A 17062-nucleotide genomic window follows, 5' to 3' on the forward strand; every position below is an offset into this window, starting at 1 on the left:
TCAGAACACCTGTTTGATGCCCAGTGAAATACCGGTGGCGCTGCGGCGGGTGCCCGGCAGGTGGGCCGCGCCTTGCCACTGCGTCTGGTCCAGTTCGGCGTACACCAGGCTGCGGCGCGAGAGCTTGTATTCGAGGAAGCCCACCGCCCTGTTGAACCCATCGTTGGCCAGGCCGCTCTGCTGGCGTTTCACGTGGTAGAGCGCCAGCACCAGGTCCAACTGGGCGCTCAAGGGCAGCACGCCGCCGAAGGACAGGATGTCACGCCGGGTTTCCTGGGTGGTGCTGGTCTCGGCCACGTGACGGGCATAGCTGGCCGACCAGCGCCCGCCCCAGGCGGCCAGGCCCAGGCCGGCGCTGACGGCTTTCAGGCTCAAGCCTTCGGCGGTCTTGAACTGGCTCAGGGACAGGCTGCCGTTCAGCTCGGGCGTGTCGTAGAACAGGCCCAGCTCGGTGGCGCCTGCCTGCGAGGGGGCATCGCTTTGTCGCTGGCCCTGCGCGCGCAGGGCACGCCATTCATAGGCCCCGGTCTTGAGGCTGTATTTGAGGCTGTTGTCGAGGCGGAATGAGCCGTTGGCGGAGCCCGCCGGCCCGTACTCCTGGCCCAGGCCATGGGCGCTCAGCCCGGCCAGGGCCACGTTGGGGTTGAAGGGCGCAAAGCGAAAGCCCAGGGGGTCGATCCTGCCCAGAGAGTCGCCCAACAGCGTGGTCTGGCGGCCCAGCGTCAGCGTGCCGGCCTCGCCCGACAGGCCGAGAAAGGCCGCCCGGTCAAACCATTTGTCGCGGTTGATGCTGGTGCCGTCGTTCAGGTTGAGCCCGCTTTCCAGGTTGAACAGCGCCGCCAGACCGGCGCCCAGGTCTTCTCGGCCGCGAAAGCCCAGGCGGCTGGTGGTGTCGATGCCGCTGCCGACCAGGCTGCTGTTGCCAGGGCTGGGGGCATTGCCGGGCGTCAGGCCGCTGGCTTGGCGAACGCCGAGGTCGGCAATGCCATAGACGGTGACGCCGTTGGCGGGCGTCTGGGCCTGCGCGAAGGGCCCGAGCAGGCCGAACAAACCCAGACAGCCTGCCATGCCGGCAGTACGAGCGTGAAATGTCATGAAAAGAGTCTCCGGAGCCCGGTTGCGGGCTCGTGTTGATACCGAGGGGGTGCTTGTGCCGGCGGGTTCGGCCAGGGCGCTCTGGTGGGGTGGCGCCGTTGTGAGGCGGTGGCCGGAGGGCGCTGCGGGCTTGGGCAGCGCTGCCGGCGGTCAGAGCCCTGAGAGCGTAGAGGCCGTTTGACGCGGGTACCCAACCGCTCGGTCGATCGATTCAGACCTTGGTCGGTTGACAGGGTTCTGAGAGGCTGGGCGTGCGGGGCTCAGCGCTCGCCCCGCACGTCCTGGATCAACTCGATGAAGCGCCGCGCGCCCAGGCCCAGGGGCCGCTCCTTGGACCACACCACATCCACCCACAGGGCCAGGCCGTTGGTGAGGTTCTCGAACGGCAGCACCACCAGGCTGCCGGCCGCCACCTGGCTGCGCACAAAGGACTGCGGCAGCCAGCCCCAGCCCAGGCCGGCCTCGATCAGGCGCAGGGCCACCACCTGGTTGTCGGTGCGCCAGTGGTGGCGGGCAAACACGAAGCGGGGGTCGCTCTGGCCCAGGTCGCGCCCGGCCACCACGATCTGGCGTACCTCGGTCAGCAGGTTTTCGCGAAAGGTCTGGGCCGGCTCGCCCGGCGCCGGCGGGTGGGCCAGCATGGGGTGGCCGGGGGCCATCACGGCCACCAGGGTTTCGTTGCCCACCTCCTGAAAGCCCTCGCGGCCGTCCAGGCTGGGGCGCTCGAACACCAGGGCCAGCTGGGCGCGCCCCTCATGCAGCAGCTTCAGCGCATCAGCCTGCGGGGCCGCCAGCAGTTCGACCTGCAGCAGCGGGTGCTCGGCCGCCAGCGCCGCCAAGGGGCCGCTCCAGGGCCCGGCCAGCAGCTCGGGCGCGATGGCCAGCGTGAGCCGCTCCTCCAGCCCCTGGTTGAGCGAACGGGCCTGCGAGTTGAGCTGGCGCAACTGCACCGCCAGCAGCCGCGCCTGGGGCTCCAGGGCCCGGGCGGCGGCGGTGGGCCGGGGCTCGCGGCCGCTGCGGTCGAACAGCACCAGGTCCAGCTCGGCCTCCAGTTGCGCCACCGCCATGCTCACGGCCGAAGGCACGCGCCCCAGGGCCCGGGCCGCGGCCGAAAACGAGCCGCGGTCCAGCACGCTCAGAAACAGATCCACGTTGTCGGCGCTGAAAGCCATGATGTATCAATTAATCTGAAAGGAGGTGACTTTAACTGTCAGATCAATGCACATAAAGTGCGCCCATGTCTTGCCCATCGCCCACTTCGACGTCCACCTCTTCCATCACCCCCAGCCGCCCCGGCCCACGGCCCTGGCTGTTCGCGCTGCAGGGGTGGCGTCGCCGGGTGCTGTTCGTCTCGCTTTACGAAGCCATCGCCATTGCGTTCTCGAGCTGGGGTCTGGCCGAGATGTCGGGCGATGGCCTGGCCCATGCGGGCGTGATGGGCCTGGCCGCCTCGGCCATCGCCATCGTGTGGAACCTGGTCTTCAATGCCCTGTTCGAGCGCTGGGAAGCGCGCCAGACCGTGCGCGGCCGAGGCTTTGCCCGCCGCGCCGCCCACGCCGTCGGCTTCGAGGGCGGGCTGCTGCTTTACTTTGTGCCTTTGTTCGCCTGGTGGTTTGACGTCAGCCTCTGGCAGTCCTTGGTGATGGACCTGGGCCTGCTGGTGTTCTTTCTGATCTACACCTTCGTCTTCAACTGGTGCTTCGACCGCGTCTTCGGCCTGCCCGGCAGCGCGGCCTGAGCCGCGCGCAGGGGCGGGTTCAGGACATCCGGTCCATTTCCTGCTGCATGGTCTGGATCAGGGCGGCGTAGCTCTTGAGCTTTTCGGTGCGCTCGCGCACCCGGTTGCTCATGTGCACGCCGATGGCCAGCAGCAGTTTCACGCCCAGGGCCGGGTCTTCTTCCAGCAACTCGCCCAGGGCGGCCCGGCCCAGCTTGGCGGCCAGCACCTCGGTGCAGGTGGTGCAGGTGGCCGACCGGGGCGAGCCATCGAGCAGGCCCAGCTCACCCACCAGGGCACCGGCGCCGATCACGGCGGTGGTGATGGGGGTGCGGCGGCTGACGATGAAGTTCTCCACCATCACATCGCCCTCCAGGATCAGCAGCATGTAATCGGTGTCTTCGGTCTGCCCCTCGCGCATGAAGCACTGGCCGGCCAGCAGCCGCATGGGTTCCATGTAGCTCACGATGCGGCGCGCGTCATCGGCCGACAACTGGATCAGCGCACTGGGCGCATGCAGCATCTGCGCGGCCAGTTCGGCCGCCGGCGAATCCTGGACCGAGAGGCGGCGGCGCTTGCGCGATTTGAGTGACTTCAGCAGGGCTTCGAGCATCGTGGGCGGGGACCGCAACAGGCCGGCAGGGGGTTGATGGTGGTGGACAGAGGGTGAGTCAGGGGATCACACAGTAAAATCAATGGTATCTCAAGGAGCGTTGCAGCAGGCCCGCGGGGGCTTGTCAGGCTTGAGGTGTTTCCGCGATGTCAACGACGCTCACCTGATTCCGCACGACCCTCCAGGTGAGTTCCATGTCTGATCACGCTCCAGAAAAACAATCCGCAACTTCCGTGCCTCCCATGCTGCTGTCCGGCCTGGAGCCCGTGCGCATCGGCGAGGGCAGCCTGTTCGTCAACATCGGCGAACGCACCAACGTCACCGGCTCCAAGGCCTTCGCCCGCATGATCCTCAACGGGCAGTTCGAGGAAGCCCTGGCGGTGGCCCGGCAGCAGGTCGAGAACGGCGCCCAGGTGATCGACATCAACATGGACGAGGCCATGCTCGACAGCCAGGCCGCCATGGTGCGCTTCCTGAACCTGATCGCCTCCGAGCCCGACATCGCCCGCGTGCCGATCATGATCGACTCGTCCAAGTGGAGCGTGATCGAGGCCGGCCTGCGCTGCATCCAGGGCAAGGGCATCGTCAACTCGATCAGCATGAAGGAGGGCGAGGCCGCCTTTATCCAGCAGGCCAGGTTGCTGCGCCGCTATGGCGCCGCCGCCGTGGTGATGGCCTTCGACGAAAAAGGCCAGGCCGACACCTACGAGCGCAAGATCGAGATCTGCGAACGTGCCTACCGCCTGCTGGTCGATGAGGTCGATTTCCCCGCCGAAGACATCATCTTCGACCCCAACATCTTCGCCATTGCCACCGGCATCGAAGAGCACAACAACTACGCGGTCGATTTCATCAACGCCACGCGCTGGATCAAGCAGAACCTGCCCGGCGCCAAGGTGTCGGGCGGTGTGTCCAACGTGAGCTTCAGCTTCCGTGGCAACGACCCGGTGCGCGAGGCCATCCACACCGTGTTCCTGTACCACGCCATCCAGGCGGGCATGGACATGGGCATCGTCAATGCCGGCATGGTGGGCGTGTACGACCAGCTCGAACCGGTGCTGCGCGAGCGCGTCGAAGACGTGGTGCTGAACCGCCGCCCCGATGCCGGCGAGCGCCTGGTCGAGATCGCCGAGACCGCCAAGGGCGCGGCCAAGGACGACAGCAAGAAATACGAATGGCGGGCCGGCACGGTCGAGCAGCGCCTGTCGCACGCGCTGGTGCACGGCATCACCGAGTTCATCACCGAAGACACCGAGGAGGCCTACCGCGCCATCCTGGCCAAGGGCGGGCGCCCGCTGCATGTGATCGAAGGCCCGCTCATGGACGGCATGAACGTGGTCGGCGACCTGTTCGGCCAGGGCAAGATGTTCCTGCCCCAGGTGGTCAAGAGCGCCCGCGTGATGAAGTCGGCCGTGGCCCACCTGATCCCCTACATCGAAGAGGAAAAGCGCCAGGACGAAGCCGCCGGCCGCGACGTGCGCAGCAAGGGCAAGATCATCATCGCCACCGTCAAGGGCGATGTGCACGACATCGGCAAGAACATCGTCACCGTGGTGCTGCAGTGCAACAACTTCGAGGTGGTCAACATGGGCGTGATGGTGCCCTGCCATGAGATCCTGGCCCGCGCCAAGGTCGAGGGCGCCGACATCGTGGGCCTGTCGGGCCTGATCACCCCCAGCCTCGAAGAAATGCAGTACGTGGCCGCCGAGATGCAGAAGGACGAGCATTTCCGCGTCAAGAAGATCCCGCTGCTGATCGGGGGCGCCACCACCAGCCGGGTGCACACCGCGGTCAAGATCGCGCCGCATTACGAGGGCCCGGTGGTCTATGTGCCCGATGCCTCGCGCAGCGTGAGCGTGGCGCAGAGCCTGCTGTCCGACAACGCCCAGGTCTATGTGGACGAGCTCAACGCCGACTACGACAAGGTGCGCGCCCAGCATGCCGGCAAGAAGCAGACCCCGATGTGGCCGCTGGCCAAGATCCGCGCCAACAAGACGCCGCTGGATTGGGCCGCCTACACCCCGCCGGTGCCCAAGTTCATCGGTCGGCGCGTGTTCAAGAACTTCGACCTGGCCGAGCTGGCCAAGTACATCGACTGGGGCCCGTTCTTCCAGACCTGGGATCTGGCCGGCCCCTACCCGGCCATCCTGGACGACGAGATCGTGGGCGTGGAGGCCCGCAAGGTGTTCGAAGACGGCAAGCGCATGCTGCAGAAGATCATCGACGGCCGCTGGCTCAGCGCCAGTGCCGTGATGGGCTTCTACCCGGCCAACAGCGTCAACGACGACGACATCGAGCTCTACACCGACGACACCCGCAGCCAGGTGGCCCTCACCTGGTACGGCTTGCGCCAGCAGACCGAAAAGCAGGCCATCGACGGCGTGATGCGCCCCAGCCGCTGCCTGGCCGATTTTGTGGCCCCCAAGGCCAGCGGCCGGGCCGACTACGTGGGCGTGTTTGCCGTCACCGCCGGCCTGGGCGTGGAAAAGCGCGAGCAGGCCTTCATGGACCAGCACGACGACTACTCGGCCATCATGCTCAAGGCCCTGGCCGACCGCCTGGCCGAGGCCTTTGCCGAATGCCTGCACCACCGCGTGCGCAGCGACCTGTGGGGCTATGCCGCCCACGAGGCGCTGAGCAACGAGGACATGATCGCCGAGAAGTACCAGGGCATCCGCCCCGCGCCGGGCTACCCGGCCTGCCCCGACCACAGCGTCAAGCGCGAGATGTTCGAGCTGCTGCAATGCGGCGAGATCGACATGGGCCTGACCGAAAGCCTGGCCATGACGCCGGCGGCCAGCGTCAGCGGCTTCTACCTGAGCCACCCCGACAGCACCTACTTCAACGTGGGCAAGATCGCCGAAGACCAGTTGCAGGACATGGCCCGGCGCCGTGGCCTGCCCGAAGACGCGCTGCGGCGCCTGCTGGCGCCCCAGCTCTGAGCCGGGCCCGGGCGGGTCATACCTCGTTGCCTGACAGGGCCTTGGCATTTCGCAGACACAGCGCAACACAGGCGCGCTACATTGGCAGCCTGTGCGCGTGGCCCCTGACGGGGCCTTGCTGAAGGAGGCTGATCATGATGATTTCTGCCCATCCCCACCCTCAAGCCCCTGGCATGCCGCCCCAGGAGGGCCTGCCGCCACCTTCGCTGCTGGGGCCCTTCGCCGGGCTGCTGGGCGTGGTGGCCCTGGCCTTGGCGGCCAGCCTGGTGCTGGTACAGACGCGCCCGGCTGAATTCAAGACGCCGCCGGCCCCCACCCCTTCTGCCCCGACCGCCCCGACCGCCCCCCCGCCGCCGGCCAGCGCGGCGGCCTTCACCCCCCCGGATCTGCACCCCACGCCCCCCCGCGTGTCGGCCCTGGCAGCGGCACGGCCGTCTGGCCCACCCCCGCTGTCTTTTGCCCTGCCGCGACAGGGGCCGTCGCACCACGCGCCTCTGCCGCCTTCACCGGGCAGCGCCTCGCTCAAGGGCGTTTACGGCACCCAGAAGGCCTGTGCGCAGTGCGGCTGGGTCGAGTCGGTTCAATCGCTGTCGGTGGGTTCGGGGGGCCTGCCACCCGGCGCCACCGTGGCAGCGGGGGCGGCCCTGGGCGCGCAGGCCGGTGCCAACCGTGGCACTGCAACAGGTACGTCAACAGGTGCTTATGGCAGCAACCCCGCGGCTGCCGCCGCTGGTGCCGTGCTCGGGGCCCACGTGGGGGCGCGCACCGGGCAAACCCGCCAGCAACCGGCCTACGAGGTCAACATCCGCATGGAAGACGGCAGCCAGCGTGTGTTCGAGCTGCCCGAGCCCCTACCCTTGGGCGCGGCCGTGGTGGTGGAGGGCGGCGTGCCGCGCCTGGCGCCCGAGCGGGGGGCTTCCGCCAGCGCCGGTACAGGCGTGGGCGCTGGTGTGGGCACAGGGGCTGGCGCCGCGGGCAGCGGCAAGTCCTACGGCACCAGCCGCTGACGACGGCCCGCCTCGGTCGACGCGGCTCAGAGCGCCGCGTACACCAGCGCCGGGTACAGCTCGATCCAGTGGTTCAGCAGCCCGGGCGCCTGGGTCAGCAGCACGGCGAACAGCTCTTCGGCCGGGTCGACAAAGAACACCGTGCCCCCCAGCCCGCTCCAGCCGTATTGGCCGGCCGAGCCCGGGCGGGCGGCCAGCCCGGTTTCCCGGCGCACCGACACACCCAGGCCAAAGCCATGGCCGGGCGGCAGGATGTCGCCCGCCACCGGGATGCTGCCCAGGTGGTCGGCCGTCATGAAGGCCAGGGTGGCGCGGCTGACCAGGCGCACGCCCTCGCGCTCACCGCCACCCAGCATCAGCTGCAGAAAGCGGGCGTAGTCGCCCGCCGTGGACACCAGGCCGCCGCCGCCCGATTCGAACACCGGCGGCCGGCTCACGTCGATCAGGTTCACGGCGGTGCCCGTGGCGGGGTCTTTGGCCAAGGGTTCGGCCAGGCGGTGCAGTTGCCCTTCAGGCACGGAAAAGCCGGTGTCCTCCATGCCCAGCGGCTGCAGGATCAGGCGCTGCAGCACGGCGCCCAGGGGCTGACCCTCGACCACCTCCAGCACGGCGCCCAGCACGTCGGTGGCGCGGCTGTACTCCCAGGCCGTGCCCGGGTCACGCAGCAGGGGCAAGGGGCCCAGGTTCTGGGCCAGTTGCTGGTTGCTGTGCTGGCGTGAGCCGATGCGGGCCACGCGGTAGGTCTGGGCCACCGGGGTTTCGTCCCAGGCATAGCTCAGGCCTGCGGTGTGGCGCAGCAGGTCGTGCAGCGTGGCCTCACGCCTCACGGGGCGGCCACCTTCGGGGGTGTACACGCTCTGGCCGGCAAAGCCGCCCAGGTAGCGCGACACCGGGTGGGCCAGCTGCAGTCGGCCCTGCTCCATCAGCATCAGCACCGCCAGCGAGACGATGGGCTTGGTCATCGAGTAGATGCGGAACACCGTGTCGCGCGCCATGGGCGGGGCGCCGGTGCCCGGGCCTTGCGCGCCCAGGGCCGCGTGCAGCACGCGCTGGCCCCGGTGCTCGATCAGAGCCACCGCGCCGGGCAGCAGCCCCCGGTCGATGTGGTCTTGCAGAACGGCTTGCAGTTGGAGCAGGGCAGGGGGGTGCATCGGGGCCTCGTGACAGGTGGGTGGGCCGATTCTAGGAAGGCCTTCGCCTGCGGGCGTCGCCCTGGCGACGCAGGCCTTCAGTGCGCGCTGTGCAGCACCACCGGGATCTCGGTGGCCGGGGGCGTGTTGCGGCTGCGGCCGCAGCGCACCAGGCCATCGATCATCACCATGCCGACGCCGGGCAGGTCGCCCAGCTGCACGCTTTCGAGCAGGGTGGCGCCAGCGGTGTGCTGGGCCCGGTCCATGAACACGAAGTCGGCCGCGCGGCCGACCTCGATCAGGCCGCAGTTGAGCTGGCGGATGCGCGCCGTGTTGCCGGTGGCAAAGCAGAACACCAGTTCAGCCGGGATGTTGGCAAAGCTCGAGATCAGCGCAATCATGCGCAGCATGCCCAGGGGCTGCACCCCCGAGCCCGCGGGCCCGTCGGTGCCCAGGATCACGCGGTGCGGGCATTTGAGTTCGATGGCCGCACGGGCCGCTTCGATGGCGATCTTCTCGTTGCCGTTGTGCACCAGCTCGATCGCGCGCGACGACTTCTCGCACAGCTCGCACACATGCTTCCAGGGCAGCGAGGTGTGGCCGCCGTTGATGTGGCCGATCACGTCGGCGTCGGCCTCCAGCACCACGTCCTTGTCGATCAGGCCCGAGCCCGGGATCGACGGGCCACCCGTGTGGATGGTGCTCTGGATGCCGTGCTTGCGTGCCCAGGCCACCATCTCCTTGGCCTCGTAGCCGGCCTTGACCGAGCCCAGGCCTACCTCGCCGAGCAGGGTCACGCCGGCCTCGGCCAGTTCCTTGAAGTCGTGCTCGGTCATGCCTTTTTCGATCACCGGGGCGCCTGCGATCACCTTCACGCCACCGGGGCGGAAGTTGTCGAAGGCGCGCTGCGCGGTGATCGCCAGGGCCTTCAGGCCCACGATGTCCTTGGGGCGGCCGGGCAGGTGCACCTCGCCGGCCGAGATCATGCTGGTCACGCCGCCGTTCAGGGTCGACTCGATCCAGCCCAGTTGGTTCTGCCGCGGCGTCCAGTCGCCGAACACCGGGTGCACGTGGCTGTCGATCAGGCCCGGGGCCAGGCAGGTGCCACGGGCGTCGATCACGGTGCGGGCGCCCTCGGTGTCGCAGTCCTTGTAGCGGCCCACGGCCGTGATCAGGCCGTCATGCACCACCACGGTGTCGGCGTCGAGGATGGGGTGGTCCAGATCGCCGGACAACAACAGGCCGATGTTCTGGATGACGACCTTGCCGGACTTCTCGCCGGCGACTGCTTCTGCCATGGTGTGCTCCTGTGGGGGTGGAAATGTAGGCCACCCCTGGCGGGTGGCCGCAGGGAAATCGCTCAGCCCGCTCGGGCTGGGGGGGCTGCAGTCGCTGCAGGTGCCACGGCCCGCAGTACCGTGTCGATGACGAACTCTTCCCAATGTGCCAGCGCCTCGGGGGCCTCCAGGTCTTCGCCCAGGAAGGCCGACAGCGTGTGCCGGTTGGACATGTAGAAATAGCCGTTGGCGGCGATCAGCAGGTACAGGTCGCGGGCCGAGATGTCGAGCCGGAACAGGCCCTGGGCCTGGCCGCTGGCCAGCAACTGGCGGATGATCTCGATGGCCGGGGACGAGTACTCGCGGGCGCGCACCGACTTCACGATGTGCCGCCCCTTGTGCAGGTTCTCGGTGTTGAGCAGGGTGACGAACTCGGGGTGGCGCCGGTAGTAGCCCACCACGAAGCGGATCACCGCCTGCAGGGCCTCCAGGGGCTGGTCGGGGCGCAGGTTGAGCTGCTCCTCGGCCTCGTTCATGCGGCGGTAGATCTCTTCGATGACCTCGATGTAGAGGCCTTCCTTGCTGCCGAAGTAGTAATAGATCATGCGGTCGAAAGACTTCGCCGCCTTGGAGATCTTCTCGACGCTGCCGCCGTCATAGCCGTAGCGGGCGAACACCTTGATGGCCGCCTTGAGGATGTTGTCCCGCGTGGTCTGGGCAGCCTGCTCACGCACGCCGACTGTGCGCCGGCCGGTGGGGCTCTTCTTCGCAGCAGTGCGGGTCTTTCTGGGGGTGGCCGACATGGTGGGGTCCAGAGCAAGGGCCGGGCCAGCCCGGGCGGGCCGGCCTGGTCAGGGGGTCACTGTTCAGCGAAAGCGCGTTCGATCACGAAGTCGCCGGGCTTGGTGGTGTTGCCTTCCTTGAAACCACGGGCTTCCATCATGTGCTTGAGGTCGCGCAGCATTTCGGGGCTGCCGCAGATCATCACGCGGTCTTCGGCCGGGTTCAGTGCGGGCAGGCCCAGGTCGGCGGCCAGCTGGCCGTTTTCGATCACGGTGGTCACGCGGCCCTGGTGCTTGTAGGCCTCACGGGTCACGGTGGGGTAGTACTTGAGCTGCTTGCTCACCATCTCGCCGAGGAACTCGTGCTTGGGCAGCTCTTCGGTGATGTAGTCGTGGTAGGCCAGTTCATTGACCTGGCGCACGCCGTGCACCAGCACCACTTCCTCGAACTTCTCATAGGTGTCGGGGTCGCGGATCAGGCTCAGGAAGGGGGCCAGGCCGGTGCCGGTGGACAGCATGTACAGGCGCTTGGCGGGCAGCAGGTAGTCGATCAGCAGGGTGCCGGTGGGCTTTTTGCCGACGATGATGCTGTCGCCCACCTGGATGTGCTGCAGACGCGAGGTCAGCGGGCCGTCCTGCACCTTGATGCTCAGGAACTCGAGATGCTCTTCGTAGTTCGGGCTGACGATGCTGTAGGCGCGCAGCAGCGGCTTGTTGTTCACGCGCAGGCCGATCATCGTGAAATGGCCGTTGGAGAAGCGCAAGCCGGGGTCGCGCGTGGTGGTGAAAGAGAAAAGACGATCGGTCCAGTGGTGGACCGTCAGCACGCGTTCTTCGTGAAAAGCACTCATGGATTTCAGATGGCAATGGTGGATAAACAGGGGCTGCCGAGGCAGTGAGGGGGCCTATTTCGGGCCCCGGCAACACCTCGAACATCGCATTCGCAACCCTCCATTGTTCCGCAAGTCGGGAAAGCCCTGGTTTTCAGGGCTTCGCCCGGCCCTTTTGAAGGGCACCGAAGCGGGGCATGGACGGGGTTCTGCATCAAAACGGGGCTCCGGGTGAGGCGGTTTTGGCACCCTTGCGGGGCACGCGAAAATACGGTTGCGGCAACAGATTCGATAGGCTACATTGTGCCGGAAATGTAGTGAATACCACATTTTTATTCGGTGAATGCTACACAAACGGGATGGCCTTCACAAGCTGTCTTTTCGAGCCTTCGAAGTGCCCCTCAGGGGCCTGGAAATTCGGACCCCGCGATGACTGAACACACCAAGACCGACGGCCTGCCCGGCCTCGAATCGCCAGGACTGCCACCGCTGGCCGAGCGCGCCCGCCCGCGCAATGAGCGCATGAACACCGCCAAGGTCGAATGCAATGCCTGCCCGGTGCTGTGCCAGATCTCCGAGGGCCGCGCCGGCGCCTGCGACCGCTATGCCAACCAGGGCGGCACGCTGGTGCGGCTCGACCCGGTGGTGCTGCTGCGCCGCACGCTGGAGGCTGATGAGCCGGTGCTGGTGCCTTTTGCGGGCCGAGCCGAGGACAGCGCGGGCAGCGAAGCGCCCGCCTGGTCGGGCGATCTGCTGCTGGCCGATCAGGTGTTCGTCACCGGCGTGGGCTCGTCCACCACCTACCCCGACTACAAACCGGCGCCCTTCATCGTGGGCTCGCAGGTGCAGGGCGTGGACATGGTCACCGTGGTGACCGAGGGCATCTTCAGCTACTGCAGCTTCAAGGTGAAGATCGACACCGACCGCTTTCTGGGCGCCGAGCAGGCCAATGTGCGCTGCAAGGGCGAGGTGGTGGGTCACGTCACCACCGCCGAGTACGGCTCGCAGATGCTGTCGCTGGGCGGGGTGCACCACCTCACCGGGGGCAGCAAGAAGGAAGGGCGCATCACCGCCGAGATGATGCAGGCCCTGGGCAACAAGCAGGCGGTCGAGTTCACCATCGACGGCGGCTCGCAGATCATCATCCAGGCCGGCCGCGCACCCATCGTCAATGGCGTCGAAGAGCAGCGCATGCGCGTGGGCTGCGGCTCGGCGGCGGTGGGTATCTTCGCGCGCCAGCTGTTCGGCCTGGCCGACGAGGTGGTGGTGGTCGACGACCACATCACCGGCGTGCTGACCGAGCACCAGGCCGGCCGCTGCCTGGACATGCGGCCCTCGGGCATCCAGATGCTGGGCCGCAAGTCCACCCCGGGACGCTACTTCCAGGTGGCCAACCCGGGCACGGGCTGGGGTGGCACCGACATCGCCGACCCGCTGGCCATCATCGAAGGCTGGAACGCCGAGGTCGCCTGGCCCGGCCTGCGCCTGCTCATGACCAGCACCACCGGCGAGCACGCCAGCTGGTACGTGCTGGACGAGGATCTGCGCCCGGTCGAGACCGAGATGCCGGCCGAGGTGCGCCGCATCGTCGAGCGCATCGGTGAGAACTGTGAGCCTTCGCTGGCGTCGGTGCTGTTCCTGGCCGGGGCCGGCGGCAGCCTGCGCGCCGGCGTCACCGAAAACCCGGTGCTGCTCACCCGCTCCATCAAGCAGGCCCTGGTGAACGTCACCTGTGGCGGGGCGCCGGCCTATGTGTGGCCCGGCGGCGGCATCACCGTGATGGCCGATGTGCTGCGCATGCCCGACAACAGTTTCGGCACCGTGCCCACACCGGCCATCGTGGCGCCCATCGAGTTCAGCATGCGCCGCAGCGATTACGTCGCCCTGGGCGGCCATGGGGACCAGATCCGCTCCCTGGCCGAGGTGCTGTCGCGCGGCGCCTGGCACAACGAGGGCGCGCCCCAGGCCCTGCAGTGGCAACGCCAGCCCGATGCCAACCCCTGGCCCCTGGGCCGTCCGCCCCTGCTGGGCTGAGGCGCCCCCCATGCAAGCCACCCGACAGGCCCTCGACAGCGCACGCTGGCACTTCCAGCATGGCCCCATCGACCTGGTGATCGCGGCCGAGGGCCAGGCCCAGGCCGTGGCGCAGGCGCATGAGCAGGCCTGGCAGCGCTTTCAGGGCCTGCTGGCCGAGCTGGTGGCCGAGCTGCCTGCGCTGCGCGAGCCGGTGGGGGCGCATTGCCCGCTGCAAGGCCCGGTGGCCCGCCTGATGTGGCAGGCCTGCCAGCCGCATCGCCAGCCCTTCATCACCCCCATGGCGGCCGTGGCCGGTGCCGTGGCGCAGACCGTGCTCGAGGCCTACCGCCAGCCCGGGGTGAGCCGCGCCTGGGTCAACAACGGCGGCGACATCGCCCTGCACCTGACACCGGGCCAGTCGGCCCGCGTGGGCCTGTACGCCGATCTGGCCCGGCTCGATGGTGCCCAGTTGCTGCAGGGCCTGCGGCTGGATGGCCAGCTCGACATCCCGGCCCACTGGCCGGTGCGGGGCGTGGCCACCAGCGGCTGGCGCGGGCGCAGCTTCTCGCTGGGCATCGCCGACAGCGTCACCGTGCTGGCGGCCACCGCGGCCCAGGCCGACGCCGCCGCCACCGTGATCGCCAATGCGGTGCAGGCCGAACACCCCGCCATCGAGCGCGCCCCGGCCCACACGCTGCGCGACGACACCGACCTGGGCGCACGCCTGGTCACGGTGCAGGTGGGCCCGCTGCCCGCAGGGGTGGTGGCCGGGGCTTTGCACCAGGGCTTGAAAAAAGCGGAAGAATTGAGGGCTGCGGGGCTGGTATGGTTCGCCTTGCTCTGCTGCCAGGGGCAGAGCCAGGCCACCAAGGTGCCTGCCACCCTGGATGGCCCGGCACAGCCCTTGCCCCTGGCCGGTCCGGCCGAAGTTGGTTCAGTATTTGCTTAACGAAATGCACAGGCTCACAGCATGATCGACATCCGACGCGTTTTCACCCATGTTGAAGAAATCCGGCACGAATTCGGGCCCCCGGCGGCCGTGCCGCTCCAGCGTGGTGCCATCGGCGCCGTGCTGACCAACCCCTTTGCCGGCCGTTACGTGGAAGACATCCTGCCCATGATGGAGGCGCTGCAGGCCGTGGGGCTGGACATGGCGCAGCGCCTGCGCGCCGCCATGGACGTGCCGGTCGAACGCATCGAGGGTTATGGCAAGGGCGCCATCGTGGGCGCGGCTGGCGAGCTGGAGCATGGCGCGCTGTGGCATGTGCCCGGTGGCTATGCCATGCGCGAGCTGCTGGGCTGGAAGGGCGACCGCGATGCCTACAAAAAGGGCCAGGCCGAGGTCAAGACCGGGCAGCCCGCCAACGCCTTGGCCATCGTGCCTTCGACCAAGAAGGTGGGTGGCCCGGGCGCGGCCCTGGATGTGCCGCTCACGCACATCAACGCCAGCTATGTGCGCAGCCATTTCGACGCCATCGAGGTGCGCGTGCCCGGTGCGCCGCGCGCCGACGAGATCGTCTTCATCCTGGCCATGAGCACCGGAGCGCGCGTGCATGCCCGCGTCGGTGGCTTGAAGGCCGCCGACATCAGCCTGTGGGACGGTCTGCGCTGAGCGCCCACCCCCACCCTGCACCCACCCTGCCCAGAACACCGAGCCCGAGGAAACACCCCATGTCTGCCAAGATCCGAAAAATCATCGTGCAAGTCGACGAAGTCCGCCGCGAAATGGGCCAGGACTTGCAACCGCCCGTGCGCAAGGCCCTGGCCATGGCCGTGATCGAGAACCCCTTTGCCGGCCGCTACGCCGAGAACCTGGACGAGTTGATCGCCATCGGCGAAGAGCTGGGTGGCTTGCTGGGCGAACGCTGCGTCAAGGCGCTGGGCATCACGCCGGCGCAGGCTCAGAGCTACGGCAAGGCCGCCATCGTGGGCGAGGCCGGCGAGCTGGAGCATGCCGCCGCCATCCTGCACCCCAAGCTGGGCGCGCCGCTGCGCGTGGCCGTTGAAAAGGGCGCCGCCCTGGTGCCCTCGGCCAAGAAGCTGGGCGGCCTGGGCACGGCCATCGACGTGCCCCTGGGCCACAAGGATGCCGCCTACGTGCGCAGCCATTTCGACGCCATGGAGGCGCGTGTGGCCGACGCCCCGCGTGCCAACGAGATCGTGGTGGCCGTGGTGGTCACCGACAGTGGTCGCCCGCTGGCCCGCATCGGCGGCCTGCAGGCCCATGAGATCAAGGGCCAGGACGGCTTGCGCTGACCCTGACCTGCCCACCCCGGCCATCCCTTCCCCCCGCTTGTTCTGCTTTTCCGCTCATCTCACCCCCACCCCAGGAGAGCCTCCACCATGAAGCTGACCCCCCACCTCATCCGCACCACCGCCTTGTTCACCCTGACCGGCGTGCTGGGCACGGTCCACGCGGCCGATGTCATCAAGATCGGTGAAATCAACAGCTACAAGGCCCAGCCCGCCTTCCTCGAGCCCTACAAGAAAGGCATGGAGCTGGCGATCGCCGAGATCAACGCCGGTGGCGGCCTGCTGGGCAAGAAGGTCGAGCTGATCAGCCGCGACGACAACGCCAGCCCGGGCGACGCCGTGCGCGCCGCCGAAGAGCTGCTCTCGCGCGAGAAGGTGGACGTGCTGACCGGCTCCTTCCTGTCGCACATCGGCCTGGCGCTGACCGATTTCGCCAAGCAGAAGAAAGTGTTCTTCCTGGCCGGCGAGCCGCTGACCGACAAGATCGTCTGGCAGAACGGCAACCGCTACACCTACCGCCTGCGCCCCTCCACCTACATGCAGGTGGCCATGATGGTGCCCGAGGCCGCCGCGCTCAAGAAAAAGCGCTGGGCCCTGGTGTTCCCCAACTACGAATACGGCCAGTCGGCCGCCGCCACCTTCAAGCAACTGCTCAAGGCCGCGCAGCCCGATGTCGAGTTTGTGGCCGAGCAGGCGCCCCCGCTGGGCAAGGTCGATGCCGGCTCGGTGGTGCAGGCCCTGGCCGATGCCAAGCCCGATGCGGTGTTCAACGTGCTGTTTGGTGCCGACCTGTCGAAGTTCGTGCGCGAGGGCAACACCCGCGGCCTGTTCGAAGGCCGCTCGGTGGTCAGCCTGCTGACCGGCGAGCCCGAGTACCTCGACCCGCTCAAGGACGAAGCCCCCAACGGCTGGATCGTCACCGGCTACCCCTGGTACGGCATCCAGACGCCTGAACACAAGGCCTTCCTGAGCGCCTACCAGGCCAAGTTCAACGACTACCCGCGGCTGGGCTCCATCGTGGGGTACAGCGCCATCAAGTCGCTGGCTGAAGGCATCAAGAAGGCCGGCAGCACCGACACCGAAAAGCTGGTGGTCTCGTTCAAGGGCCTGCAGGTGCCCACCCCGTTTGGCCGCATCACCTACCGCACCGAGGACAACCAGTCGACCATGGGCGGCTTCATCGGCCACACCAAGAACGAAGGCGGCAAGGGCGTGATGGTGGACTACCGTTACCTCGATGGTGCCAAGTTCCAGCCCAGCGCTGAGGAAGTCAAGAAAATGCGTCCGGCCGACTGAGTTCGGTTCACGCTCGACTGACTGTCGAGTGAAGGTCGGGTGATCAACGCGGCGCCGCGGGCGCCGCCGTCCCCTGGCGGGCAGAGCCGCCGGAGGTGACACGT

Annotated in this window: 15 protein-coding genes and 1 riboswitch; of the genes, 8 read left to right on the plus strand and 7 right to left on the minus strand. The window is 68.0% G+C overall.

Annotated elements, in window-relative coordinates; all coding sequences use genetic code 11:
• Both L880_RS0106345 and L880_RS0106350 read right to left on the minus strand, forming a co-directional pair.
• On the minus strand, nt 1-1095 hold the full coding sequence (locus L880_RS0106345; protein WP_027474957.1) for a porin: 1095 nt from the start codon (nt 1093-1095) through the stop codon (nt 1-3).
• A gap of 260 nt (nt 1096-1355) precedes the next feature.
• Nucleotides 1356-2267: a LysR family transcriptional regulator gene (locus tag L880_RS0106350; protein ID WP_027474958.1), complete on the minus strand. Its 912-nt coding sequence runs from the start codon at nt 2265-2267 to the stop codon at nt 1356-1358.
• 146 nt (nt 2268-2413) lie between these two features.
• Here L880_RS0106350 and L880_RS0106355 point away from each other — a divergent pair, with 146 nt between their 5' ends.
• Complete coding sequence (locus L880_RS0106355; RefSeq protein ID WP_027474959.1) at nt 2414-2833, plus strand: PACE efflux transporter; 420 nt, start codon at nt 2414-2416, stop codon at nt 2831-2833.
• A 19-nt stretch (nt 2834-2852) separates the two neighbouring features.
• Here the strand turns inward: L880_RS0106355 and L880_RS0106360 are convergent, their stop codons facing one another.
• Nucleotides 2853-3425, minus strand: a complete 573-nt coding sequence (locus L880_RS0106360; protein WP_027474960.1) for a cyclic nucleotide-binding domain-containing protein — start codon at nt 3423-3425, stop codon at nt 2853-2855.
• A gap of 86 nt (nt 3426-3511) precedes the next feature.
• Nucleotides 3512-3593: riboswitch (S-adenosyl-L-homocysteine riboswitch) on the plus strand.
• Nucleotides 3594-3619: 26 nt separating this feature from the next.
• Between L880_RS0106360 and metH the strand changes: the two genes are divergently transcribed.
• Nucleotides 3620-6367, plus strand: a complete 2748-nt coding sequence (gene metH / locus L880_RS31795) for a methionine synthase (RefSeq protein ID WP_084461064.1) — start codon at nt 3620-3622, stop codon at nt 6365-6367.
• A 134-nt stretch (nt 6368-6501) separates the two neighbouring features.
• The gene (locus tag L880_RS0106370) at nt 6502-7374 is read left to right on the plus strand and encodes a hypothetical protein (RefSeq protein ID WP_157462641.1); all 873 of its coding nucleotides are present in this window, start codon (nt 6502-6504) and stop codon (nt 7372-7374) included.
• Between the two features lie 26 nt (nt 7375-7400).
• Here L880_RS0106370 and L880_RS0106375 read toward each other — a convergent pair whose 3' ends face one another.
• The 4 genes from L880_RS0106375 to L880_RS0106390 form a co-directional block, all read right to left on the minus strand.
• A complete protein-coding gene (locus L880_RS0106375; RefSeq protein WP_027474962.1) occupies nt 7401-8525 on the minus strand; it encodes a serine hydrolase domain-containing protein in 1125 nt (374 codons plus the stop codon).
• A 77-nt stretch (nt 8526-8602) separates the two neighbouring features.
• Nucleotides 8603-9802 carry an amidohydrolase family protein gene (locus L880_RS0106380; RefSeq protein ID WP_019573608.1) on the minus strand — a complete coding sequence of 400 codons (1200 nt, stop codon included), beginning with the start codon at nt 9800-9802 and terminating at the stop codon, nt 8603-8605.
• 62 nt (nt 9803-9864) lie between these two features.
• Nucleotides 9865-10584: a TetR/AcrR family transcriptional regulator gene (locus L880_RS0106385; protein WP_027474963.1), complete on the minus strand. Its 720-nt coding sequence runs from the start codon at nt 10582-10584 to the stop codon at nt 9865-9867.
• A gap of 56 nt (nt 10585-10640) precedes the next feature.
• Nucleotides 10641-11414, minus strand: coding sequence for a ferredoxin--NADP reductase (locus L880_RS0106390; protein WP_027474964.1), 774 nt, complete (start codon nt 11412-11414; stop codon nt 10641-10643).
• Between the two features lie 408 nt (nt 11415-11822).
• Here L880_RS0106390 and L880_RS0106395 point away from each other — a divergent pair, with 408 nt between their 5' ends.
• The 5 genes from L880_RS0106395 to L880_RS0106415 all read left to right on the plus strand — a co-directional run bounded on the left by L880_RS0106395 (nt 11823) and on the right by L880_RS0106415 (nt 16958).
• Nucleotides 11823-13427: a hypothetical protein gene (locus L880_RS0106395; RefSeq protein WP_027474965.1), complete on the plus strand. Its 1605-nt coding sequence runs from the start codon at nt 11823-11825 to the stop codon at nt 13425-13427.
• Between the two features lie 10 nt (nt 13428-13437).
• Nucleotides 13438-14358, plus strand: a complete 921-nt coding sequence (locus tag L880_RS0106400) for a UPF0280 family protein (protein ID WP_027474966.1) — start codon at nt 13438-13440, stop codon at nt 14356-14358.
• 21 nt (nt 14359-14379) lie between these two features.
• Entirely contained in the window at nt 14380-15021 is a 642-nt protein-coding gene (locus tag L880_RS0106405) for an amino acid synthesis family protein (RefSeq protein WP_019573603.1), read from the plus strand.
• A 59-nt stretch (nt 15022-15080) separates the two neighbouring features.
• Nucleotides 15081-15665: an amino acid synthesis family protein gene (locus L880_RS0106410; RefSeq protein ID WP_027474967.1), complete on the plus strand. Its 585-nt coding sequence runs from the start codon at nt 15081-15083 to the stop codon at nt 15663-15665.
• An 87-nt stretch (nt 15666-15752) separates the two neighbouring features.
• Entirely contained in the window at nt 15753-16958 is a 1206-nt protein-coding gene (locus L880_RS0106415) for an ABC transporter substrate-binding protein (protein ID WP_027474968.1), read from the plus strand.
• Nucleotides 16959-17062: the final 104 nt, after the last annotated feature.

The organism is Curvibacter gracilis ATCC BAA-807 (assembly GCF_000518645.1).
In the GTDB taxonomy this organism is placed as follows: Bacteria; Pseudomonadota; Gammaproteobacteria; order Burkholderiales; family Burkholderiaceae_C; genus Curvibacter; species Curvibacter gracilis.